General features: G+C 63.2%; 28 protein-coding genes. 12 read left to right on the top strand and 16 right to left on the bottom strand.

Annotated elements, in window-relative coordinates; genetic code table 11:
• Nucleotides 1-35 precede the first annotated feature (35 nt).
• A complete protein-coding gene (locus tag RX331_RS20980) occupies nt 36-2,288 on the bottom strand; it encodes a TonB-dependent siderophore receptor (protein WP_317258198.1) in 2,253 nt (750 codons plus the stop codon).
• 345 nt (nt 2,289-2,633) lie between these two features.
• Between RX331_RS20980 and RX331_RS20975 the strand changes: the two genes are divergently transcribed.
• A complete protein-coding gene (locus RX331_RS20975; RefSeq protein ID WP_317251817.1) occupies nt 2,634-3,509 on the top strand; it encodes a S1C family serine protease in 876 nt (291 codons plus the stop codon).
• Nucleotides 3,506-3,880 carry a response regulator transcription factor gene (locus RX331_RS20970; protein ID WP_317251816.1) on the top strand — a complete coding sequence of 125 codons (375 nt, stop codon included), beginning with the start codon at nt 3,506-3,508 and terminating at the stop codon, nt 3,878-3,880. Before RX331_RS20975 ends, RX331_RS20970 begins: the two co-directional genes overlap by 4 nt.
• A gap of 35 nt (nt 3,881-3,915) precedes the next feature.
• On the opposite strand, the gene RX331_RS20965 is transcribed toward RX331_RS20970, so the two are convergent.
• From RX331_RS20965 to RX331_RS20950, 4 genes are read right to left on the bottom strand one after another with little or no spacing between them, the layout of a single operon-like run.
• On the bottom strand, nt 3,916-4,140 hold the full coding sequence (locus RX331_RS20965) for a hypothetical protein (RefSeq protein WP_317251815.1): 225 nt from the start codon (nt 4,138-4,140) through the stop codon (nt 3,916-3,918).
• 5 nt (nt 4,141-4,145) lie between these two features.
• On the bottom strand, nt 4,146-4,721 hold the full coding sequence (locus tag RX331_RS20960; protein ID WP_317251814.1) for a hypothetical protein: 576 nt from the start codon (nt 4,719-4,721) through the stop codon (nt 4,146-4,148).
• Complete coding sequence (locus RX331_RS20955) at nt 4,657-4,872, bottom strand: hypothetical protein (protein WP_317251813.1); 216 nt, start codon at nt 4,870-4,872, stop codon at nt 4,657-4,659. Before RX331_RS20955 ends, RX331_RS20960 begins: the two co-directional genes overlap by 65 nt.
• A gap of 15 nt (nt 4,873-4,887) precedes the next feature.
• The gene (locus RX331_RS20950) at nt 4,888-5,070 is read right to left on the bottom strand and encodes a hypothetical protein (RefSeq protein ID WP_317251812.1); all 183 of its coding nucleotides are present in this window, start codon (nt 5,068-5,070) and stop codon (nt 4,888-4,890) included.
• Between the two features lie 216 nt (nt 5,071-5,286).
• On the opposite strand from RX331_RS20950, the gene RX331_RS20945 reads away from it, so the two are divergent.
• Complete coding sequence (locus RX331_RS20945) at nt 5,287-6,909, top strand: ABC-F family ATP-binding cassette domain-containing protein (protein WP_317251811.1); 1,623 nt, start codon at nt 5,287-5,289, stop codon at nt 6,907-6,909.
• Between the two features lie 8 nt (nt 6,910-6,917).
• Here the strand turns inward: RX331_RS20945 and RX331_RS20940 are convergent, their stop codons facing one another.
• From RX331_RS20940 to RX331_RS20930, 3 genes are all read right to left on the bottom strand, one after another.
• Nucleotides 6,918-7,289: an avidin/streptavidin family protein gene (locus tag RX331_RS20940; protein WP_317251810.1), complete on the bottom strand. Its 372-nt coding sequence runs from the start codon at nt 7,287-7,289 to the stop codon at nt 6,918-6,920.
• Between the two features lie 97 nt (nt 7,290-7,386).
• Nucleotides 7,387-8,334 carry a glycerophosphodiester phosphodiesterase family protein gene (locus tag RX331_RS20935; protein ID WP_317251809.1) on the bottom strand — a complete coding sequence of 316 codons (948 nt, stop codon included), beginning with the start codon at nt 8,332-8,334 and terminating at the stop codon, nt 7,387-7,389.
• A 100-nt stretch (nt 8,335-8,434) separates the two neighbouring features.
• On the bottom strand, nt 8,435-9,310 hold the full coding sequence (locus tag RX331_RS20930; protein WP_317251808.1) for a dienelactone hydrolase family protein: 876 nt from the start codon (nt 9,308-9,310) through the stop codon (nt 8,435-8,437).
• 122 nt (nt 9,311-9,432) lie between these two features.
• Here RX331_RS20930 and RX331_RS20925 point away from each other — a divergent pair, with 122 nt between their 5' ends.
• Both RX331_RS20925 and RX331_RS20920 read left to right on the top strand, forming a co-directional pair.
• Nucleotides 9,433-10,308, top strand: coding sequence for an MBL fold metallo-hydrolase (locus RX331_RS20925; RefSeq protein WP_317251807.1), 876 nt, complete (start codon nt 9,433-9,435; stop codon nt 10,306-10,308).
• A gap of 193 nt (nt 10,309-10,501) precedes the next feature.
• The gene (locus RX331_RS20920) at nt 10,502-11,662 is read left to right on the top strand and encodes an acyl-CoA dehydrogenase family protein (RefSeq protein WP_317251806.1); all 1,161 of its coding nucleotides are present in this window, start codon (nt 10,502-10,504) and stop codon (nt 11,660-11,662) included.
• 36 nt (nt 11,663-11,698) lie between these two features.
• On the opposite strand, the gene RX331_RS20915 is transcribed toward RX331_RS20920, so the two are convergent.
• Nucleotides 11,699-13,783 (bottom strand): methyl-accepting chemotaxis protein, encoded by a 2,085-nt coding sequence (locus RX331_RS20915; RefSeq protein ID WP_317251805.1) that lies wholly within the window; start codon nt 13,781-13,783, stop codon nt 11,699-11,701.
• Nucleotides 13,784-13,952: 169 nt separating this feature from the next.
• Between RX331_RS20915 and RX331_RS20910 the strand changes: the two genes are divergently transcribed.
• A complete protein-coding gene (locus RX331_RS20910; protein WP_317251804.1) occupies nt 13,953-14,699 on the top strand; it encodes an SDR family oxidoreductase in 747 nt (248 codons plus the stop codon).
• Between the two features lie 204 nt (nt 14,700-14,903).
• Here the strand turns inward: RX331_RS20910 and RX331_RS20905 are convergent, their stop codons facing one another.
• Nucleotides 14,904-15,158 carry a hypothetical protein gene (locus RX331_RS20905; RefSeq protein ID WP_317251803.1) on the bottom strand — a complete coding sequence of 85 codons (255 nt, stop codon included), beginning with the start codon at nt 15,156-15,158 and terminating at the stop codon, nt 14,904-14,906.
• Nucleotides 15,159-15,171: 13 nt separating this feature from the next.
• On the opposite strand from RX331_RS20905, the gene RX331_RS20900 reads away from it, so the two are divergent.
• Nucleotides 15,172-15,612, top strand: a complete 441-nt coding sequence (locus tag RX331_RS20900) for a hypothetical protein (protein WP_317251802.1) — start codon at nt 15,172-15,174, stop codon at nt 15,610-15,612.
• Nucleotides 15,613-15,630: 18 nt separating this feature from the next.
• Here RX331_RS20900 and RX331_RS20895 read toward each other — a convergent pair whose 3' ends face one another.
• Nucleotides 15,631-16,065 (bottom strand): hypothetical protein, encoded by a 435-nt coding sequence (locus tag RX331_RS20895; RefSeq protein WP_317251801.1) that lies wholly within the window; start codon nt 16,063-16,065, stop codon nt 15,631-15,633.
• 150 nt (nt 16,066-16,215) lie between these two features.
• Here RX331_RS20895 and RX331_RS20890 point away from each other — a divergent pair, with 150 nt between their 5' ends.
• Nucleotides 16,216-17,004, top strand: coding sequence for an SDR family oxidoreductase (locus RX331_RS20890; RefSeq protein WP_317251800.1), 789 nt, complete (start codon nt 16,216-16,218; stop codon nt 17,002-17,004).
• 49 nt (nt 17,005-17,053) lie between these two features.
• On the opposite strand, the gene RX331_RS20885 is transcribed toward RX331_RS20890, so the two are convergent.
• Together RX331_RS20885 and RX331_RS20880 are read right to left on the bottom strand one after the other, a co-directional pair.
• Entirely contained in the window at nt 17,054-17,212 is a 159-nt protein-coding gene (locus RX331_RS20885; protein WP_317251799.1) for a hypothetical protein, read from the bottom strand.
• Nucleotides 17,213-17,221: 9 nt separating this feature from the next.
• Nucleotides 17,222-17,455 carry a DUF6894 family protein gene (locus RX331_RS20880; protein WP_317251798.1) on the bottom strand — a complete coding sequence of 78 codons (234 nt, stop codon included), beginning with the start codon at nt 17,453-17,455 and terminating at the stop codon, nt 17,222-17,224.
• A gap of 252 nt (nt 17,456-17,707) precedes the next feature.
• Between RX331_RS20880 and RX331_RS20875 the strand changes: the two genes are divergently transcribed.
• Nucleotides 17,708-17,893, top strand: a complete 186-nt coding sequence (locus RX331_RS20875; RefSeq protein WP_317251797.1) for a hypothetical protein — start codon at nt 17,708-17,710, stop codon at nt 17,891-17,893.
• Nucleotides 17,894-17,935: 42 nt separating this feature from the next.
• On the opposite strand, the gene RX331_RS20870 is transcribed toward RX331_RS20875, so the two are convergent.
• The 3 genes from RX331_RS20870 to RX331_RS20860 all read right to left on the bottom strand — a co-directional run bounded on the left by RX331_RS20870 (nt 17,936) and on the right by RX331_RS20860 (nt 19,536).
• The gene (locus tag RX331_RS20870) at nt 17,936-18,925 is read right to left on the bottom strand and encodes a hypothetical protein (protein WP_317251796.1); all 990 of its coding nucleotides are present in this window, start codon (nt 18,923-18,925) and stop codon (nt 17,936-17,938) included.
• A 184-nt stretch (nt 18,926-19,109) separates the two neighbouring features.
• Nucleotides 19,110-19,292, bottom strand: a complete 183-nt coding sequence (locus tag RX331_RS20865; protein ID WP_317258373.1) for a hypothetical protein — start codon at nt 19,290-19,292, stop codon at nt 19,110-19,112.
• A 10-nt stretch (nt 19,293-19,302) separates the two neighbouring features.
• Nucleotides 19,303-19,536 (bottom strand): DUF6894 family protein, encoded by a 234-nt coding sequence (locus tag RX331_RS20860; protein ID WP_317251795.1) that lies wholly within the window; start codon nt 19,534-19,536, stop codon nt 19,303-19,305.
• A 337-nt stretch (nt 19,537-19,873) separates the two neighbouring features.
• Here RX331_RS20860 and RX331_RS20855 point away from each other — a divergent pair, with 337 nt between their 5' ends.
• The 3 genes from RX331_RS20855 to RX331_RS20845 all read left to right on the top strand — a co-directional run bounded on the left by RX331_RS20855 (nt 19,874) and on the right by RX331_RS20845 (nt 21,599).
• Nucleotides 19,874-20,224: a hypothetical protein gene (locus RX331_RS20855; RefSeq protein ID WP_317251794.1), complete on the top strand. Its 351-nt coding sequence runs from the start codon at nt 19,874-19,876 to the stop codon at nt 20,222-20,224.
• Between the two features lie 212 nt (nt 20,225-20,436).
• The gene (locus tag RX331_RS20850; protein WP_317251793.1) at nt 20,437-21,027 is read left to right on the top strand and encodes an NAD(P)H-dependent oxidoreductase; all 591 of its coding nucleotides are present in this window, start codon (nt 20,437-20,439) and stop codon (nt 21,025-21,027) included.
• 221 nt (nt 21,028-21,248) lie between these two features.
• Nucleotides 21,249-21,599 (top strand): hypothetical protein, encoded by a 351-nt coding sequence (locus tag RX331_RS20845; RefSeq protein ID WP_317251792.1) that lies wholly within the window; start codon nt 21,249-21,251, stop codon nt 21,597-21,599.
• Nucleotides 21,600-21,659: the final 60 nt, after the last annotated feature.

Genomic DNA, 21,659 nt, shown 5'->3' with positions numbered 1-21,659 from the left:
TTCTGGCTTTCAGGGCTGCCTCCCTCGCGTCTGCACTACCATTTGTACGACAGGCTCGCCGTCGCGCGGCGACGGTCGCCATAGAAGCAGGCGTTCGCCGACGAGCAGTTCGCCACATAGACCGTATCGGCGACATTGATGACGTTGAGCGCCGCGCGCCAGTTCTGCCATTCGTAATGGATGGTGGCATCGCCGAGCACGACCGATGGCACCGGCATCGTGTTGATATTGTCGGCGAAGGAGCCGCCGATATAGCGCACACCGCCGCCGAAGCCGAACCCGGTCAGCGGGCCGCTTTGGAAGGTGTAGTCGAACCAGCCCGAGGCGAGTGACGTCGGCGTGTTGGTCGGCGCCCTGCCGATCAGGGCCGGATTCAGGTCCTTGCTGACGAAAATGTCGTAGCTGGTGAATGCGGCGACCAGCTTGAGCCCCGGAAGCGGATTGGCGACCGCCTCGAGCTCGAAGCCGCGCGAGGTGACCTCGCCGTTCTGGGTCGGCAGCAACACGTTATTCGGATCGGTCGTCAGTGCATTTTGACGCTTCAGGTCAAACCATGCAAAACCAATGTGGCCATTGAAGCCGGTTGGCTGAAGCTTGAAGCCGACTTCCGTCTGCTGGCCGGTTTCCGGCAACAATAGCTGGCCGGCATTGAGGCCGATTACCGGATTGTAGCTGGTGGCGTAGGAGACGTAGGGCGCAAGGCCAGAATCGAAATTGTAGATCAGGCCGGCGCGGCCGCTGAATTTGCTGTCTTCGCGGCTCTGGCTGGCGCCGATGTGGTTGTCGTTGTTGGTCGAAACCCAGTCGTTGCGGCCGCTCAGCACCAGCGTGAAGCGGTCGAGTTTGATCTGGTCCTGAGCATAGAAGCCGAGTTGCTTCTGCGTCAGCGTCGCGTCCTGATAGGGCCCGCCATTGAAGCGCGAGGTCGGCGTATAGACCGGGTTCAACAGATTGAGCGGTGTCGCGCCGCCGAAGCCTTGCCAATCGTCAATCTGATAGTGCTTGAGGTCGAGGCCGAACAGCGCGGTGTGCCGGAGAATGCCGGTGTTGAACCGGTATTCCAGCTGGCTGTCGAGATTGCCCGAATTGGCGATGCCGTGGGTGAGGAAGTTGCCACGCGCCAGCGAAGCCGTGGCGGGATCGCCGTTGACATAGCCAAGGCCGAACAGCGTCGAGAGCGTCACATCGACATGACCGTAGCGGGCATTCTGCCGGAAGGTCACGTCGTCGGACAGGTTTCGCTCGAACTGGTAGCCGATCATCTCCTGCTCGCGCCTGAAGGTATCGACGCTGGGATCGCTGGCAAACAGGCGGGTCGGAATCCGGCCGAACGGCGCGTTAACAACGGTGCCGATATAGGGCAGGAAGTTCTCGCTGCGTGTCTCCAACTTCGAAGCTGACGCCAGCACGGTGAATGTCGTATCGGCGTCGGGCTTCCAGGTCAGCGACGGCGCGATGAAGTAATTGTTGTTCGGCGTGAAATCGACCTGCGTACCGCCGTTCTGCACCTGGCCTACGACGCGGTAGAAAAGCTGTCCGTTTCCGGGCGCGGTCGCGACCGGACCGCCGAAATCGAATCCCAGATAGGCATTGCCGAAATTGTTGACGCCGGTTTCGAGATAGCGGATCGGCTCGACGGGCGGCGTCTTGCTGATGGCGTTGACGATGCCGCTCGGGCTGGAGCCGCCATAGAGCACCGCGGAGGGACCGCGCAGCACCTCGACGCGCTCGAGATTGAACGGCTGCAGCTTCCAGCTCGCATAGGAGGTATAGAAGAGCTGCAGGCCATCGAGGAAAAGGCCGACGTCGTCCGACTTGAAGCCGCGAATGAGGAACCAGTCGTTGCGGTTATCCGCGCCGAATGTCCCGGCGACGACGCCTGGCGTGTAGCGCAGAATCTCGTCGAGCTTGCCGGGCTTCTGGTCGCGAATTTGCTCGCTGCCGATGACCGAGAGCGACTGCGGCGTCTCCATGATCGGCGTGTTGGTCTTGGTGCCCGCCATCGACCGGCCGGCGACATAACCCTGGACTGCGCCGCGTGGATTCTCGACGACGACATTGCCCGAGCGCTGTGGTTGCGGCCGGCTCGTTCGCGCGGCCTGCGTTGCACGTCGTGTCTGCCGACGCTCCGGAGCTGCGGCGCGCCGGCGCACCTCCGGTGCTGCGACGACGACCGGAGGCAATGACGCAGCTCCGGACGACGGGCGCGAAGAGCTTGACTGCGCGAATGAGGCCTGCGGCGACAACGCCAATACGGACACGGTCGCCAACGCGGCGACGCGCAACAAATCACTGGACTTCAAGGTTCCATCCCAACCTGCGAGCGCACTTCATTGCGCCGTACGAGTCAGCGCAATACAGCGACGCATACGCGAGCGAGAGGCGATTCCTCTAATGGAAAGGTTCTTAGAGTCACTCTTAGAGGTCTTCCAAGAATCTTTCCCCGGATTGCGAATTTGACGTCGATAGCTTGATGGTTGTGCGGGCACGAGCCTGGCACATGGTTGTCGGAGCGCGGAGCAGGGCCGGGCGTTTCGAATCGAAAATGAAGCCTTCGACCTCCCCATCAGGCTAGTTCCCGAACGTCACCTGAACTCCCAGATTGGATTGAAACGATCCAGGAGTTTCCCGCCATGACCAGCCCCGCTGCCTCCACCCTTCCGTCGCTATCCTCTGCTCTTGCCGATATCGTCGCCCGCACCAGGCCGGCGATCGTCTCGGTGCATTCCCATCGCTCGCGTGCCTCCGGCTTTGTCTGGAAGTCCGGCCTGATCGTGACGGCGGACGAGGCTTTGGCCGACGAGGGCGAAGTCTCGATCAGATTTTCCGATGGAACCGAGCGGGCGGCCCAAATCGCGGGGCGCGACCATACGACCGATATTGCGCTGCTGCGCGTCGATACGTCGACTGGTGCGCCGATCTCCCTTTCGTCTGCTAACCCGGATCTCGGCGCGCTGTCGGTCGTCGTTGCGGCCGAGCAGGGCGTTGCGACGGCCGCGCTCGGCATGGTCTCTCTGGTCGGAGGGCGTTGGCGCAGCATGCGCGGGGGCGAGATCGACGCGCGGATCGAACTGGACACACGGCTGCGGCGTCATCACGAGGGCGGCCTCGTCCTCAATGCCTCCGGCGAAGCCATCGGAATGGCGGTTCATGGCGTGAGACGCATCCTTGTAATTCCAGGTGCGACCATCGAGCGGGTTGCCACAAGGCTCGAAACCCATGGCCGGATCGCGCGCGGCTATCTCGGGCTTGGATTGCAGCCCGTCGAACTCGATGACGGTATCGGTGCCATGGTGATGAGCGTCGATCGAGCCGGTCCGGCGGCCGCCGCCGGCGTTCAGCAGGGCGATATTATCGTCGGCTGGAACAACGAGAAGCTCTCCGGCGTCCGTTCGCTGCTCCGTTCGCTTGGTCCGGATAGCGTCGGCTCGATCGTCGATATCGCCATCAGGCGCGCCAGCGAGCCGGTTCAGATCAAGCTCACGATTGGCGAAAGGGCCGAAACGTGAGCGGGGAAGCGCCCGTTATCGTGGTCGCAATCGAGATCGAGGATGCGGCGGTGGCCGAGCGGCTGGCGTCGCTGCTCGGCAAGGCCGCCGGGATTCGCCTGGCGGGGCCGGGAGAGGAAGCGACGGTCGCGCTGGTATCGCGCGAGCCGCTAGCCATCACGGCGCCGGCGGATATCGAGCTGACGCCGCGCGAGCGCGACGTGCTGCTGATGATGGCCGAAGGCGCATCGAACAAGACGATTGCGAGGCAGCTCGGAATATCCGTTCACACCGCCAAGTTCCACGTCGGCTCGCTGCTTGAAAAGCTCGACGCCACCGGCCGGACCGATGCGGTGGCGCACGCTGCCCGGCTCGGCGTGATCAACCTGTAAAAACCTGCCGCGCCCGATCGAGCGCCGTTGGTCTCCTAGCCGCGACCTTTGTTGGCGGCGTGGTCTTTCAACTGTTCGGTTTGGGTCCACTTACCGTCCTGACCGCGATCGCGCGAATGCTCGGTCTTGTCGCGGTTGGAAAGCACCATGTTCTCGCCGATCAGCTCGCCCTGTATGTCGGTCATCGCGCCGGTGCCGGCACCTTTGCCTTTCGCTCCCGGACCCAGGTGCTTGCCATCTCCGTGTGCTCCACGTGTCATGATTTCTATCCCTGAGGCTTTTGGGGCTTGTGGCCGGATTGGCCTGGATTGTTGTGCTTGTTGTGCTGGCTTTCCTGGTTGAGGCCACCACGGCTCACCGCGAATTCCGACTGACGGCCGCCACGCTTAGCAGTTTTTGCGCTGCCATCATGCTGTAGACGCGCGATATCTTCTTCCACCTGTCGGGCATCGGGCACGTCAGGCTTCCTTTCCAGGATACGCAGTTGCTGCTCATGGGTTTTCTTGCCCTGCAGCGGCGTCTTACGCGGGCCGCTGTCGCGGTCGGGCTGGGGCGGCCCGCGCCTTCGGTCGCGAACCTCGGCCTTGTCGATGCCACCCTGCGGGTTGGTGTCGTTTTCGAGGTCGCCTTCGAACGTGTTGGCGCCCGCGAATTCCTCCAGTTCATCGGGCGTCACTTGCGCCATGTTGGCGCCTTTCGAGCCGCCGATCATCGGATTGCGGTGGAGGTCGACGTTGGTTGGTGTGCTCAGCTTCACGTGCTTGGGGCTCATGGCGTCACCTTGAAGCGGGATGCGTCCCGCCGCCCTTTCGTTCCGGCTCATGCGTGTGGTGGCTGTCATGCTCGCCGCCACCACCCGATACCTTGCTATGTCGCCGTTGCGGATCGTCGGCTGGCGGCTTGTTGACGTGAAGCGGTTCCTTGGCGTTTTCGTGAGAAGCGCCCGGGCCGCCTTGGCGGATGCTTGCCGGCGTTTTTGTTGAAGTCGACATCGTGCGCGCTCCTGACTAGCGATCCTGCTGGTAGCCTTGATGGGTGGTATTCTGGGCCGTGTTGCCGGATTGGCCCTGCTCCTCCGGATTTTCGATATGGCTGCGGCCCTTCTTGATCCGGTGGGCGTTGCCGGATTTCGGGTCGCCGGTGCCCTTATGGCTTTGATTGTCCTGCGGGACGGGGGGAGGTTTCGTCATTGGTGGCTTCCGTTGCTGCTTGCTTTGATCTGCAAGGACAACGCACGGTGAACGACAACGGTTCTTTTCGCCGTCAGGGAACAGCGATCACATCCTGAGTGGGCGGATGTGGTTCGGAAATCCGGAACGGGGAACGGCTGGTTTCACGGAACTTGAAGCTACGGCGGCGATGTCCTAAGCAGCGGCCGGAAACATTTCTCCCTTTCAGACCCCCCAATGATCCGCCTCGATAACGTCAGCAAGCAAGTCGGCCACCAGATCCTCTTCATCGAAGCTTCCGCCGCCCTGCAGCGGGGCGAGAAGATCGGCCTCGTCGGCCCGAACGGGGCGGGCAAGACCACGCTTTTCCGGATGATTGCCGGGCAGGAAGTGCCCGATGAGGGGCAAGTCGCGGTCGATCGCGGCATTACCATCGGCTATTTCAGCCAGGATGTCGGCGAGATGTCCGGTCGCAGCGCCGTGGCGGAGGTGATGGATGGCGCCGGGCCGGTCAGCGTCGTCGCGAACGAGCTCAGGGAGCTGGAGGCCGCGATGGCCGATCCGGACCGCGCCGACGAGATGGAGGAGATCATCGCGCGCTATGGCGAGGTCCAGCACCGCTTCGAGGAGCTCGATGGCTATGCCCTCGACGGCCGGGCGCGCGAGGCCTTGTCGGGTCTCGGCTTCAGCCAGGAGATGATGGAAGACGATGTCGGCGCGCTCTCCGGCGGCTGGAAGATGCGGGTCGCCTTGGCGCGTATTCTCCTGATGCGTCCCGACGTGATGCTGCTGGACGAGCCGAGCAACCATCTCGATCTCGAAAGCCTGATCTGGCTGGAGCAGTTTTTGAAGGGCTACGAGGGCGCATTGTTGATGACCTCGCACGACCGCGAGTTCATCAACCGCATCATCAACAAGGTCGTCGAGATCGACGGCGGGACGCTGTCGACCTATTCCGGCGATTACGAATTTTACGAGCAGCAGCGCGCGCTGAACGAGAAGCAGCAGCAGGCGCAGTTCGAGCGGCAGCAGGCGATGCTGGCCAAGGAGATCAAGTTCATCGAACGCTTCAAGGCGCGGGCCTCGCACGCGGCGCAGGTGCAGAGCCGGGTCAAAAAGCTCGACAAGATCGAGCGCGTCGAGCCGCCAAAGCGCCGCCAGGCTGTGGCGTTCGAGTTCATGCCGGCGCCGCGTTCGGGCGAAGACGTCGTCAGCCTGAAGAATGTTCACAAAGGCTATGGCAGCCGCGCGATCTATCAGGGACTCGATTTCATGATCCGCCGCAAGGAGCGGTGGTGCGTGATGGGCGTCAACGGCGCCGGCAAGTCGACGCTGCTCAAGCTGGTGGCCGGCTCGGCTGAGCCCGACGACGGCACGGTGGCGATCGGCGGCAGCGTCAAGATGGGCTATTTCGCCCAGCACGCGATGGATCTGCTCGACGGCGATCTCACGGTGTTCGAGTGGCTGGAAGAGTCCTTTCCGCAGGCAGGCCAGGGCTCGCTCCGCGCACTCGCCGGCTGTTTCGGCTTTTCCGGCGACGATGTCGAGAAGAAGTGCCGCGTGCTGTCCGGCGGCGAGAAGGCGCGGCTGGTGATGGCGAAAATGCTCTATGACCCGCCGAACTTCCTGGTGCTCGACGAGCCGACCAACCATCTCGATCTCGCGACCAAGGAGATGCTGATCAACGCGCTCTCCGAATTCGAGGGCACCATGCTGTTCGTCTCGCATGACCGGCATTTCCTCGCCGCGCTCTCCAATCGCGTGCTGGAGCTGACGCCGGAGGGCATCCACCAGTATGGCGGCGGCTACACCGAATACGTCGCGCGCACCGGGCAGGAAGCGCCGGGGCTGCGGAGCTGAGACGAGGCCTATGGCATACGCACAAATGTATCGGCGTTGGTGCTGATCGAGCGCCACCAGCTCAGCTTCTCTCTTTTGCCGGGCGCACCTTCCGCCGATGCCTTGACCAGGCTGTCGGCGACGACGAACCACATCGTTTCCATTTTTCCGTCGCGCAGGAGGCCGGTATACGAAACGGCTGCATCCCCGGCCGGGGTCTCGCCGCCGGCGACGAAACTGATGCAGTCGCCCTGATGAATCCCGATGACTGGAATTTCCTGTCCGTAGAAGCCGCTGTCTTTCAGCGCGGTCTTGAAGGTGCCGCTGATCCTGCGATTTGCATCATCCGTAATCTCAACGACGGAGCCGTATTGGTTTCGCCACTTGCCCTTCCATGTCATGCGTACATCCCTTCCGCTAACGTCGACTAACGACGATAAGCGAACGACGTTCCGCTTCGCACGAGGCAGGTTCCGGCCTCTGCCAAACTTACCGATGTTATTTGCCGGCAAGCGGGGCGATGGCCTCGATCTCGTTGGTCCAGATGCCGCCGGCATAGTTTTGCGGCAGCCGCGCAAACTGCTCCGGCGTGTCGATGCCGGTCGAGAACCCGCCGCCACGGTACGGGCCAAGCATGAAGACCTCGCTGTTGACGGCCTTCATGCGGCCCAGGAAGCGGTCGGGCCAGCCCCATAGAAACGGGGCGACGTTGATCGGCAGCATCACCATCGCGTTGTGGCAGGCTTTTGGCACCACGCCGCTCCAGCCATAGCCGATATAGCCGAGCAGGCAGTCCTTGATGACGGCGCGCGAGATGGTTCTGATATCGCGAAGGCGCGTGCGCACCACATCGACTGGCTCGTCGCCGCCATAGACCATGATCTGCGCCCGGCGTTCGGCGGGAAGCTTGCTCAGCACGTCCGCCAGCCTGTCTCCTTCTGACAGCTCGCGGCTCTTCACGTTGATCAGGAGCCGTTGTTGCGGGAAGGCGGCCAGTACCTCGTTGAGCGTCGGCATCAGGCCGATACCCTTGCCGCGGAATGGAAAGGTCTTGCCGCCGTCTGCTGTATAGCCATGGCCGATGTCGAGCTTCTTTAAATAGGCCATGGAGTGTTCGCGCGTGACGCCATGTCCGTCGCTGCGGCAATCCAGTGTCCAGTCGTGAAACACCGCGAATTCGCCGTCGGTGGTGGGATGGACATCGATCTCGACGATATCGGCGCCGGCCGCAAAGCCGGCGCGCATCGAATCGATCGTATTCTCCAGATAGGGATGGCCTGACGGCAGCGCCCGCGCCGCGGTGCAGGTGTCGTTATTCAGATCGCGCTCGTCGAAACGCTGGGCAATGCCGCGATGTGCCAGCAGGACAGGCTTGCCGTCTTGATGGGTGGCGAGATGACTGGTGTTGTTGAGATAGATGGCTGCAGCGAAGACGGCGAGAGCCACGGCTGTATATTTTGTTCAAGGCCTGTCCCCGCGCGTAAGGCGCTTTCGCTAGGCAGGATTTCTGGTCGATTTGCGGCAGAGGCGGGGAAATACCCAGAAATTAGTTCCTTAGCCGCTCGACAAAGGCGATCGCGCGCTTCATCGCATCTTGGAGCGCCGAGCGATTGCCTGGAATGGATTGCCGTTGCCGTCCGGGGTCGTCAAACCCATGCGTTGCGCCGGGATAGAGGATGACGTCGATCTTGCTGCCTGCGGCAACGGACCGCTCGGCCATGCTCTGGCATCTCGCTGGGGAGACCTCTTCGTCGTCAGAGCCGAGCAGCAAGGTGATGGGCGCGCTGGCCGCAAGATCGGGTGCGAGCAGGGCTTTTGGCCCGCAGCCGGGATAGAGCGCCAGTGCCGCGCGATAACCGGAAGTCTTCGTACCTTGCCGATGCATTACATTCAGCGCCGTACTGCCGCCGTTCGACCAGCCCTGCAGGAAGATACGATGCGAAATGACGTCGCGCTGATTGCGCAGCCAGTTCAGCGCGCCCTCGGCATCGAGCGGCCGCACGGTCTTTTCGTTGACGTCGGCGCGGTCGGGATCGTTATGGGTGAAGCGGCCGAAGCCGTGCGCCTTGCCGCGCGGTCCAAAACTGTCTGGAAGCAGCGCAAGATAGCCGCGCTCGGCCCAATACTGGCCCCACATCATGTGCCGTTTCGACAGGCTGCCCGCATTGCACGCCGACCGACTGGTGCGCGATACCAGCGTGCAATCCTCGTTGACATTGGCCGAGTAGGCTCCGCCGCGGCCGTGCAACATGACGATGGCGGGGTGAGGGCCAGCGGTTCGCGGCTTGAAGAGATAGGCCACGATCTCGGTCGAGCCTTCGGCGCTTGGGAAGAATACCGTGTCGGGTGCCGCGAAGGCGGCCGGTGCCGGCAGGATCGCAAGCATCAGCAGGACCACAAGCTGAATCGGTCGGACAGCCATCTGCGCAGCATTAGCAACATTTCGGGCGGCCAATGCAAGGACGCATGGCAAGGCGCGCCACGCTTGGCTTGTGGGGGCGGGAAGGCGCAGCTACGCTGGCTCAAAAAGGGAGCGAAACGGCGATGAAGCAACTCAGGATCGGGGACATCACCATCGATGCGGTGATCGAGCGCGAAGGGCCGTGGCGCCGGCCGCAGGATTTCTTCCCGGCTTACGACGAGGCGGTGTTCAAGCATCATCTCGCCAGCATGGAGCCCGAGGTGTTCGACAGCGCCCTGGGCATGATGGTGATCACCTATCAGACCTTCGTGGTCCGCACGCCGCGCTACACCATTCTGGTTGATACCTGCACCGGCGAGGACAAGGGCCATCCGGCGCCGTTCGATTTTCCTGGCAAGGAACGCTGGCGCAACGAATTGTTCGCGCTCGGCATCTCGTTTGAGCAGGTCGATTACGTATTCTGCACCCACCTGCACATCGATCATACCGGCTGGAATACCACGCTGCGCGACGGGCGCTGGGTGCCGACCTTCCCCAATGCCAAGTACATTTTTCACAAGAGGGAATATGCGGCGTGGGAGGCGGAGAGCGCCAAGGGCGCCAACCCGCCCGGCACGGTATTCCGCGACAATTGCCTACCGGTCGTGGAGGCCGGGCAGGCCGTTCTGGTTGATGACGACTACGCGCTCGACGATACCGTGACACTGACGCCGACCCCGGGGCATTCGCCCTGTCACTGCTGCGTCAACATCTTCTCAAAGGGCAAGCGCGCGGTGGTCGCCGGCGACCTCATGCATCACGTGATCCAGTGCCGCGAGCCGGAATGGTCCGCCAAGCCCGATTGGGACCCCAAGCTATCAGCCGTCTCGCGGCGGAAATTCTTTGCCTCCGTCGCCGGCACCGACACGCTGATCCTGCCGATTCATTTTCCGACACCCACTGCCGGCCTGATCGCGGCGGATGGCGACCGCTTCGATTATCGTTTCAAGAGGGATTGATGATGGAAATATCCGCTATGTCGGGTTTGCCGATGATCGCGGGAGCGCAAACTTGACCGAGCCGCGGAATTCCAAATTCCGTGCGGTGGGACCCACGCGTGTGGTGCAACGGCATCTCACGCAATTGCGCTGTGCAGGGCGAGCGGCTTTGAGCTAGTGCTGCTCAAACCAGTGACGCAGGCAGGGACATGCGATGAGCGACGATGAACAAACGGCGATGATCCGCGAGACAGTGGCGAAGTTCGTGGACCGCGAACTCATTCCGCTGGAGCCGCACTATCTGCAGTCCAAACTGCCCGGCGCCGGTCATCCCCGATTGACCGATGCGCAGCGCCAGCGCCTGCGTGATGTATCGAAGGAGCTGGGGCTATGGGGGCTCGACGCGCCCGAGGACCTCGGCGGTCACGACCTGCCGACGCGCACGATGGCCGCGGTCCACGAAGAACTCGGCCGCACCTGCGTGCCGTTCGTGCTGCCGCCCGACTCCCCGAACCTGCGCATGCTGCAGGCGGTCGGCACCGCGGCGCAGAAGACGAAATATCTTCAGCCCTATATCGAGGGGCGGATGAGCTCGGCGATCGCGATCTCCGAGCCCGGCGCCGGCGGCGATCCGGCAGGCATGAAGACCCGTGCGGTGCTGGAGGGCGATCAGTGGGTGATCAACGGCCGCAAGATCTGGATCACCAACGCCGCTAGCGCTGATTTCATCATTGTCATGGCGCGCGTCGGCAACGACCAGCGCCAGGGCGGTATCACCTCGTTCATCGTCGAGAAGGGCACGCCGGGTTTCATCGTCGAGCGCGAGATTCCGATGCTGGGCGGCGAGCCGACCTACGAGATCGTGTTCGAGGATTGCCGTATCCCGAAGGACTCGGTGCTCGGCGAAATCGGCGAGGGGTATGCACCGATGCAGCTGCGGCTGCGCACGCGGCGGCTGGAGATGGGATCGACCTGCATCGGCATTGCGAGACGGGCGCTCGACATGTTGTGCGAGCACGCGAAGCAGCGCGAGACCTTCGGCGTGAAACTTGCCGATCGTCAGGCGATCCAATGGTGGGTCGCCGATATATCGACGCGCATTCATGCCTGTCGGCTGATGGTGCGCGATGCCGCCGACCGGACCGATCGCGGCCAGGACATCCGCCAGGAAGCCTCGATGATCAAGGTGTTCGCGACCGAGATGGCCTATGAGGCCTGCGACCACGCCATGCAGACGCTCGGCGCGCTCGGCATGACGCTGGAATTGCCGCTCAACGCCCTCTGGCAGAAAGCGCGGCTGATGCGGATGTATGAGGGACCGAGCGAGGTCCACCGCCAGTCAATTGCCCGCCGCGTGCTCGGGCTGCGCGGATAGGCCGGTGGGGGCGGGCCGGCCGATCCGCCATTTAACTCACGCCGCCCGCACTTCCGAGAGGAAGCGGTTGACCTGGCCGGCGAGATCTTTCGACTGCGAGGACAGCTGCTCGGCCGCGCCGAGCACTTGATTGGCAGCGGCACCGGTATCGTCGGCTGCCTTCTGGACACCCGTGATGTTGGAGTTGACCTCCTGGGTGCCGCGCGCCGCTTCCTGCACGCTGCGTGAGATTTCCTTGGTCGCCGAGCCCTGTTCCTCGATCGCCGCCGCGATCGCGGTGCCGATCTGGTCGATCTCGCCGATCACGTTGGCGACGTTCTGGATCGCTGTCACGGTCTGGTCGCTCGCCGCCTGGATCGCGGCGATCTGCTCGGAGATCTCGGTGGTCGCCTTGGCGGTCTGGCCGGCCAGCGATTTGACCTCGGAGGCGACGACGGCAAAGCCGCGGCCGGCATCGCCGGCGCGCGCGGCTTCGATGGTCGCATTCAGCGCCAAAAGGTTGGTCTGCGCCGCAATGCTCTGGATCAGGGTTACGACGTCGCCGATCTTCTGCGCGCCCTCGGCGAGCGAACGGGCGGTCTCGCCGGTGCGCCGCGCATTGTCGACGGCGCGGGCGGCGATCTCGGTCGATTGCGCGACCTGACGGCCAATCTCGGAGATCGAGGAGGCCAGCTCCTCCGTGGCGCTCGCCACCGTCTGCACGTTGGCGGAGGTCTGGTCGGAAGCCGCGGCGACTATCGCCGCCTGGCGGTTGGTCAGCGTCGCCGTCGACGACATCGACTGTGCCGTGTCTTCCATGATGGAGGACGCGGCCGACAGCCCGCCGACCAATTCGGTAACCTTGGCTTCGAACGAGCGGGTGAGCTCATCGAGCATCTGGGCGCGGCGCATCTTGCCGTCGCTCTCGGCGGCCTTCTCGGCCGCAAGCCGTTCCGCCGCGATCATGTTGTCCTTGAAGACGCGCACCGCGGACGCCATCGCGCCGATTTCGTCACCGCGCTCGGCGCCGGCGACATCGCCGGAGACATCGCCGCTGGCGAGCTGCGACATGGTGGCGGTGAGGTCGACGATCGGCTTGCAGACGCGGCGGCGGACCATCGCGATCAGCGCGGCACTGGCCGCGATGACCGCAACGAGGCCGGCGAGCGCGATCAGGAAGCTGAAGCGCGCGGAGGAATAGGCCAACCCCAGAACGTACTCGGCGTTATTATAAAAGGCGTCTCGGACTTCGACGACGGAGCCAAGGCCGACTTGGGACTCGGCATAGAAGAAATCGACATTGTGCTCGTACTTGCCCGAGGCCGCGCCGTCCTTGACGAGCTTCAGCTCCTTACCGAACCTGCCAACGTAGATCTCGTTCATCTTGTCCAGCGCCGCGGCCACATTGGGCGGCGTGGCCGGGTTGCCGCGCAACTCCTGCAGCGACATCAGGATCTGGTCGGCACGGGCTTGCGAGCGCGAATATTCCATTTTCTCGGCCTCGGTCGCCGCGCGATTGGCGCCGACGAGGTTCTTGTGGATGCTGGCGTTGTAGCCGCCGACGTCGCGCAAATTCCAGGCGATGTTGGCGTAGACCGCTTGCCGATAGGCGTCGCCGTCCAGCTTCGCCATGCGGCGCACCTGCTCGTCGAGCAGCTTCGTCACCGCGGCGTTGAAGATGGCGTTGTCGGCGACAATCTTTCTGGCAGCGTCCTTGCGCGCCTCGGCCGGGCCGTCCATGGCCTTATCCATGGCCTCGCGCAGCGCGTTGAATTTCACGTTCAGGTCGTCAATGCCACTACCGATCGCCGCAGCGTCGTCGAGGCTGCTGGATAGATTGTTGCGGACCGCGTTCATCTTGTCGCGCGCGCCGTCGGTGTTCTTGCGAAGCTTTTCGTTGAGCTGCTTGCGGATTGCCGGATCAATGGTGGGTGGCCCATAGAGGATGTTGGTGGCGAAGCCGCGCTCGGAGTTCATGTAGCGCGGGATATCGCCGACCGCGCGCACCACCTCCAGCCGGCTCTGGGCGAGCGAGACCTTTTCCATGGTTTCGTATTTTGAGACCGCCACATAGACGGCGAGGCCGCCGCCGACAGCGGAAAGCGAGACGATCGCGGCGGTCAGGAGGGTACCGATTTTCATGGGATTTTTACGCCAATTGGACTGGTACGTGAGGTGCGGGCCACCAGTATAAGTGGTGCTAATTAATCCAGAGTTTATGCTGGGTGTGTCACACCAGCGCTTACTGACTCGTCTTGATCGCAAAGCTGCGGATTTTCGTCCGCAGCGCTCGGTTGGAGGAACTCAGAACATGAAGATCGTTGTCATCGGCGGTACGGGCCTGATCGGCTCGAAACTGGCTTCGTTGCTGCAGGCGCGAGGTCACGAGGTGCTGCAGGCATCCCCGAGCCGGGGCGTCAACGCCGTGACCGGGGAGGGGCTGCAGGCGGCGCTTTCCGGCGCCGATACCGTTGTCGACGTGGCGAATTCACCCTCGTTCGAGGACGCGGCCGTGCTGCATTTCTTCGAGACGGGCACGCGCAACCTCGTCGCGGCAGCGAAAGCGGCCGGGGTTCGCCATTGCGTTGCGCTGTCGGTGGTCGGCACCGACCGCCTGGCAAGCAACGGTTATTTCCGCGCCAAGCTGGCGCAGGAGCGGCTGATCGCGGGCTCCGGCCTTGCCTATACGATCCTGCGGGCCACCCAGTTCTTCGAGTTCGTCGGCGGGATCGCGGATTCCGGCCGCAGGGATGGCGAGGTCCATGTTTCCAGCCAGTTGATGCAGCCCATGCTTTCCGACGAGGTCGCAGAAGCGCTGGCGGACGTGACCCTCGGCGTCCCGACGGGCGGCGTCCGCGAGGTCGCGGGTCCCGAGGCGGCGCCGTTGTCCGACTTTGTCGGCCGCTGGCTGCGCAAGAAGGGCGATACGAGCCGGATCGTGGCCGGCACTGAGGTGCCGTATTTCGGCGCGCCGCTGGCGCTGCGAACATTGGTGCCGGACGACGGCGCACGGATCATGCCGACGCGTTTCGATGATTGGCTGGGCAGGGCAGTGTAGGTGCTCGGGGGCGAGCTTGGGCTCGCAACTAAGTCACCCGCCAGCTCTCCCGGCTGAGTTCGATCGCAACGGAAATTGTGCCATACCGATTGGCGGTGGGCGTGCCTACGGCCGATGCTTGCATCCCACTTCTCCGATGGTTCGAGTGTGGAAACCCGAACCTGGCGGACGGGCGCGCTCACCGGCCCATGAAATCTACATCGCTCACCGCGTTTCTTCGGTCGTGCCCTTCGCGGCGGAACGAGGCTGCGCCAGCGCCTTGGAACCCATCTCCTGACAGGGCAGTTGCATCCATGTGCCGTCGGCCGCCTGCTGGTAGGCGTGGCAGGAGGAGGATGCCGGCGCTTCGGTTGCTTTCGACGTGTGCGAATGCGCGCTGGAGTTTCTGGCGAGCGTCGGCGCTGCCAAAGTGAGGAGGGCGGCCGCCGAACCGAAGAAGATCGCTTGCCCAAGTCGCATGGAAAATCCTCGTTTGTCGAAAGCGAATGCTTTCTTCCTAAAAGGAATTGTGGAAATTTTTGGAAAGGACGGCGAGCATTGCCACCGCTTGCTTAACGTTTCGCAAACGCGGCGCGGCGGTCGATGCGCTGCAGGACGAAATCTGTCGTTTCGCGGCGGAACCAGTCGTTTCGGACGGGCGTTGGCTTGCATCATGCCGAAGGCACCGCCGTCCATGCGTCGGGAAAAGTCACTCTTCAATGCGCTGTTGACCCATTTCCTGATGGGCGTGGCGCTAGGGCTGTCGCTGGTTCTCTTGCTCGCTCTGATCGATACTTTCCATGTCAGAGACCTCGTCGCCAAAAGCGCAGCTCCGGTTCAGACCGCGGTGATGCTGATCACGACCTACGGGTTGATGTTCGGCATCGGCTCGGCGTTGACCGGCTTGGTACTGACGCTGGAAGACGAGAGCTGAGATCAGCGACCCGCCTGTTTAGCGGCGCAGGCGCGCGATTGTGCCGGCCACGATCTGCATGGTGATGCCGACGACCCATCCCGCCATGATCATCGATGTCCATGCCAGATGTGGATCATGGCGCAGCACGATGACGCCAACGCAGGCGAACGCGGAGAATGCCGCAAGGAAGGTGCCGATCGCGCTGAGCAACTCGGGCGCGTCGATCTTGCCGACCCAGGCGCCGTCGGCCGGCCGGCCGTTCGCGGTGCTGACAGGGAGGGGCGGCGTATCGATGCCGAGATAGAAGCCGATCGCCCCGCCGATCATCATCAGCAGCAGAAAGGCCTGGCTGGTAAGCACGGAATAGCTCGTTCCCACCAGCGCCGCCACAAACAAGCCGCTCGCCGCGCCTGCCATCGCGAGCCCGAGACGTTCCAGAACGTGCGCGACCTTTCGAACGCGGGTTTGCATGGATGAGCCCGCCAGTGACAAATGAGAGACTAGGACGGTTTCCGGGAACCTGGAAGCAACCTAGCGGTGAAGTTGGTACGCCGGATCGATACAGCGTAGCGTTCTGCTGCAACTAAATACCGATGGCGTAATAGCAAGGGGTCCAAAACGATGAGCCTTTTCGACAATCCATTCGATCCCACGCGCGAAGCGGCGCTCGTTACCGGCGCTGGCAACGGCATCGGGCGGGCAATCGCGCAGGCGCTGGTCGGCGAGGGTATGCGCACGGTGTTTGCCGATATCAATCAGGATACGGTGACGGCGGCGATCACGTCCTCGGCGCGGCCGGACCTGGCGATGCCCTGGGTCGGCGATCTCGCCGACCCCGCGGCGCGGGCGGCGCTGCTGAGCGAAGCAGCCAACGTGCTCGGCTGCGTGACGCATTTCGTGCACAGCGCCTCGCCGCCGCGGCGCGAGAGCGATCATATGTTCGGCGTCACCAAGGAAATCTGGGCGCAGATGCATGCGGTGAACCTGGAAGCCGGATTCCATCTGTCGCGCGAACTGGCGCGAAGACTCATTGCCGACAAACAGCCCGGCTCGTTTTTGCTGCTGACCTCGCTGCATGCCGGCACACCGCGTAACCTGCCGCATTACTCGACGGCGAAGGCCGGGCTGTCGATGCTGGTCAAGGAGCTCGCCAAGACGTTCGGCAGCTTCGACATCCGCGTCAATGCGCTGGTGCCCGGTGCGATCGCGGCCGGCGGCTTCGTCGCTGATCCGGCGCTCGCCAGGCACATTCCGCTCGGCCGGCTTGGCGAGGCGAAAGACCTTGCGCCACTGGCGCTGGCGGTGCTGTCGAACCGGATCTCGGGTTACGTGACAGGCGCGGCGATCGTGGTCGATGGCGGGCTGTCACTGACCAACTGGTTCGAGCCGCCGGAATTGGGAGAGTTGTAGTGATTCGTAGGATGAGTTTCGCTGCGCTCTACCCAACCTACCAAACTGGCTAAACGGCGCCGCGCTGATGCTTGGCGTGCCATTTCGGTCCCGGTCCGCGCATGTAGTGCAATTCGGGCCGGTAGGGATCACGGGCAATGTCGAGCCGCCTGTTCCATTCGATCGCGATTTCGATCAGGCGTCGGAGAAGCAATTGCATGGCCAGCATGACATCACCTCAATGCGGCTCGCCGAGCACAGACGAAAACGGCAGGGAGAAAATTTCCTGATCGAGGTCGTCGCTGACATGCAGCGTCCAGTCGCGCCAGTCTTCCGGGTCCTGCAGCATGATCAGCGATTGCACGACGCGTGCGGCGTGGGCACGCACCTCGGCGAAGTTTTCGACAGCCGCGCCGCGCTGGGCAAAGCCTGCGCCTTCGGAATTGGAGCAGTGGAAATAGACGTGGGCCATATCCGACTCCTGCATTGCGATTCACGCGCGAAAAATACCAAGCGGGAGCCCGGCTTAATATTCGGGGAGATTGCGGACGGGATATTACGGGGACTGGCGACTTGTGGTGGAACTGCGCAAATCGCTAGACTTTTCTGAAAATTTATTCATCGCCGCGGCAGGAACGAGAGTTTCTCTTCTGCCGTTTTAGTGGGCAAGCCGAGTCTATCCGCGAGCCTCGCGACTGGACCGATGGAACCCCGGGAGAGCGTCATGATGTCGGAAATGCAAATCCATACGATTGCGCGCCAGATGATGGAGAAGCATGGCCTCACCGCGATCGCGCAAGCGGCGCACAACGCGCAGGCTTGCGAGACCAAGGGCGATATCGAGGAAGCCAAGGAGTGGCGTCATATCGAAGACGCCATGAAGCTGATGCGGGGACCGCACCAGAGCTAGCGTCATCTGTCCGGATGCGGTGCCTTGCATCCCGACAATGATCTACCGCAACGGCATCGGCGGACGCACCACCGGCTCGCCATCATCTGTGATCGTCTGCCGGGGCGGCGCAGGGGACGGCGGCGGTGCGGCGATCTGCACCGGCGGGGGTGGCGCTGCGGGCGCAGCCGCCACCGGCGCGGGTGAATAGGAAGGCGTATACGACGAAACCGGCTTCGGCTTGCGCACCGGCGGGGCCGCCGGCCGTAGCGGCGGTGGCGGCGCAACAGCCGCGGCTCTGGCCTCCGGCGCCTTGACCTCAGAAGCTTTCGCCAAATCGCGCGCCATCTGCGCCTGGCTCGCCTTGAGCTGGGCGATAGTGGCTTTCAATTCTTCGACCTGCTGTCCCATCGCGGCGAGATCCCGCGCCATCGATTCCATCTGGGCTGTATCGGCAGAAGGAGCCGGTGGCACAGCGGCGGCAGCCGCGGGTTCGGGCTGAGCGGGCGCGGCGGCCGCTGGTTGAGCGGTCTGATCGGCTGCGGCGGTCTCCGTCTCCGGCGCGACCGGCTGCTCGGCGAGGGCGGGCTTGGCTGTCGAGGGCAACGCGGCCAACAGAAAGGGCGGCGTCCATTCGGCGGCCATCGCCTTGGCGTCATCGCCATAGTGCTGCCAGGCGGCAGCAGCGATGGCGCCGACAAGCCCGAGCAGCGCCATAACGATGCGCTTTGCCCATTTGGACATCGGCCGGTCATCCAGGATCTTGAGGCCATCGACCTTGATTTCGTCCGCCTTGCAGTTATCGACGGCGATTTCGCGGGTGACGCTGATCTCGGGGGTGTCGGGCGCGCTGAACTTGGGCTCGGCCTGCCGAACCGGCGCGCCGACTGAAATCGATGGCGCGACTTGAACTGGCGGGGCCGCGGATGGGGTAGCCGGGTCATGCGCCAGCGACGGCGCCTTTTCGGCATGCGGCATCTTTTCGGCATGCGCATGCAGCAGCGATTCGATTGCAAAGACGTCGTGCGGATCGGTGTCTTTCAGCGTTGGCATGGATTGGCGGTCCCTTGCTCAGTCCAATGTCACCCTGGATCAGGGCGGCGAGCATGCGCTATTGCGTGGAAAACCCTCTGCCCGGCCTCAACACGGCCAGCGAGGTTTGACCAAAGCAAGGCGAACTCGTGGAGAGGTTGGGGCCGCGGTGGCGAGCGCCGCTGGAACCAGAGAAAATGGGGCCTTAAAGGGCCACGCCAGCGATCTCGGCGCGGTGCCTGGCGTGCCATTTCGGGCCTGGGCCGCGCATGTAGTGTCGCTCGGGACGGTAGGGGTCGCGGGCACGCTCGATCAGGCGATGGCAGCGCGCCAACATCGCGTCGATGCGGCGGAACAGCGGTATGAAGGTCGTGCGCGCCGGCAGCATGGCTCTTCTCTCAGTGCGGTTTGCCGAGGACGAAGGCAAAGGGCAGAACGAAGATCTCGTCGTCGAAATCGTCGTTCACATGCACGACCCAGTCGCGCCAATCTTCACCGTCGCGCCCCATGATCATCGAGCGGACGATGCAGGCGGCGCGGTCGCGCGCTTCAGCGAGATCGCTCACGGCTTGACCGGATCGGTCGATCCGCACTTCCCGGGAGCTTGAGCAGTGGAAATAAACCTGGGCCATCGTGGCCTCCTGCGTTTGAACCGTTCTGCCTTATTGGTTGCAGGATAGCCGCGCCGGGTTCTCGCGCTCTGTGATGCACATCACGGTAACTACTTAAGATTTTCTTAAGACTGTAGTGGTGAAGTTTTAGGCAAATGGAATCGCAGCGGAACCGGACCTCCCGAGCCGGCAGTTGCAAGAGAAGGTCGGCGGCGTAATGCCCGCCGGCCTTTTCTCTTGGTGATTCTCTCTCGGTGGCAGCTGTGGCACCGGCCAACTCACAGCGCTGTGAATCGGCATCCGGAACAGCCCTCGGCCTCGCCCGTTCGTCCTTCATACGTGAATGGAGGAATGAGCGATGACCAAACTGAAGCTGCTCGGGGCGGCTGCTCTCCTTGCGACGGCGTTTGCAACGCCGGCAATGTCGCAGGAAGCAACCCAGGAGCCCGGAATGATCGGGTTCGCCTACCCGAATTCCAACTATCTACGGGGCGGATACGGCGTGCGTACGCCGAGCCCTTATGACCACAGCTACTACTATGGCGACTACGGGCCTCGCGTCTACTACGGGCCGCGGGCCTATTACCGGCCTGGCCCCGTTGGACTTGCAGCCGGCGTAGCCGCCGGGGCGATCGGAACGGCGGCGGCGATCGCTGGCGCGCCGTATGTTGATTCCTATGCGTATTATGACGGGCCCGGCTATTGGTAGAGCGCAAGCCTGACTGCAACGAAGCGGCCGCAAGGCCGCTTTTTTGTTGGCCCATCCAGAGATTATCCGGGATCAATAAAGCTCCGCCTTGGGTACTTCGGCCTATCTTGCGGTTCATTTGCCGCAAGCGTGCGCCTTGCATGGGGCGTGCGCGCATGGTTCGACTGCATCATCCAATGTCTGAGGATCCAGTGTTTGGAGGTTGATGTCCCATGGGCAACCGCATTCTCGTGTTCTACGGCTCCTACCGCTTCGACCGCATGGGCATTCGGCTGGCGCAATTCGTGGTCGAGGGATTTCGCGCGCGCGGCGATGATGTCGAACTGATCGATGCCAAGGCTGTCGGCCTGCCGATCCTGGAGCGGATGTACAAGGAACATCCGAAAGGCGGCGCGCCGGATGCGCTGGAAAAGCTCGCGGGGCAAATCCGCGACGCCGACGGGTTCGTGTTCGTCACCGGCGAATATAATTGGGGCATGCAACCGGGACTGAAAAACCTCACCGATCATTTTCTGGAGGAATGGTTCTGGCGGCCGGCGGCGATCGCGAGCTATTCGGCGGGCCGATTCTCCGGCGCGCGCGCCGCGCTCGCCTGGCACGGCACGCTTTCGGAAATGGGCATGGTGGTGATTTCGAGCTCGATCGCGGTCGGGCCGATCGCGCAAACGCTTTCGGAAGACGGCAAGGCTACGGGCGAGGGCGGGAAAGCGCTCGAACGCGCGTTTCCGCGCTTTGCCGACGATCTTGCCTGGTGGATGGAAGCGGCACGGGCGCAGCGCGAGCGCAAGAAGCCGCCGTATTGAGGCGATCGACGCCGATCGCGTGACGCGCTTGGGACAGCCAAATGAGCAGGGCGGCAGCGCATTTACGGCGCGCGCGGCCTTCGAAGGGCAAAAGTCTCGCCCATTTTTCGCCATGCGCGGCCAACAGATTGGCTTTTCCTTTCACCTTCGGTTTTCTGCATTTGCGCGCCCAGCTATCTTGCGGAAGCGCCGCCGATCGTTCCGCGCACGGATAAGAATTGATGTCGCCAGCAAAGATCGGCTGTGGCCTGCTTGTTGCTATCGTGCTGGCCGCGCTCAGCGGCGCGGCGATCGGCGCGCAGAACCTCGATCAGGGCAAGCCCGCGCAAAAACTGTTTGCCGAAGGCTGCGTCTCCTGCCACCGCAGCCCGCGCGGGCTCGCCAAGGGCCGCTTCCAGCTCACGCTCTATCTGTTTCTGCAAAAACACTATTCCAGCGGCTCGAGCTCGGCCTGGGCGCTGGCGTCCTATCTTGAATCTGTCGATAGTGGAAAGCGCTTGGCTACGAAGCCGGGGGCGAAATCCGCGTCGCGTACCTCGTTGCGTCCGCCGGCGCCGGTGCCGCGGCAATAGATCATAGCGCAATCAAGCAGATCGCATCATGATCTCACGTTCTGGTGCATGATATCGGGG

The sequence above is a fragment of the Bradyrhizobium sp. BWA-3-5 genome, assembly GCF_032917985.1.
Lineage (GTDB): Bacteria > Pseudomonadota > Alphaproteobacteria > Rhizobiales > Xanthobacteraceae > Bradyrhizobium.
The sequence above is the reverse complement of the archived record's forward strand: the minus strand, read 5'-3'. Positions and strand labels throughout refer to the sequence as shown.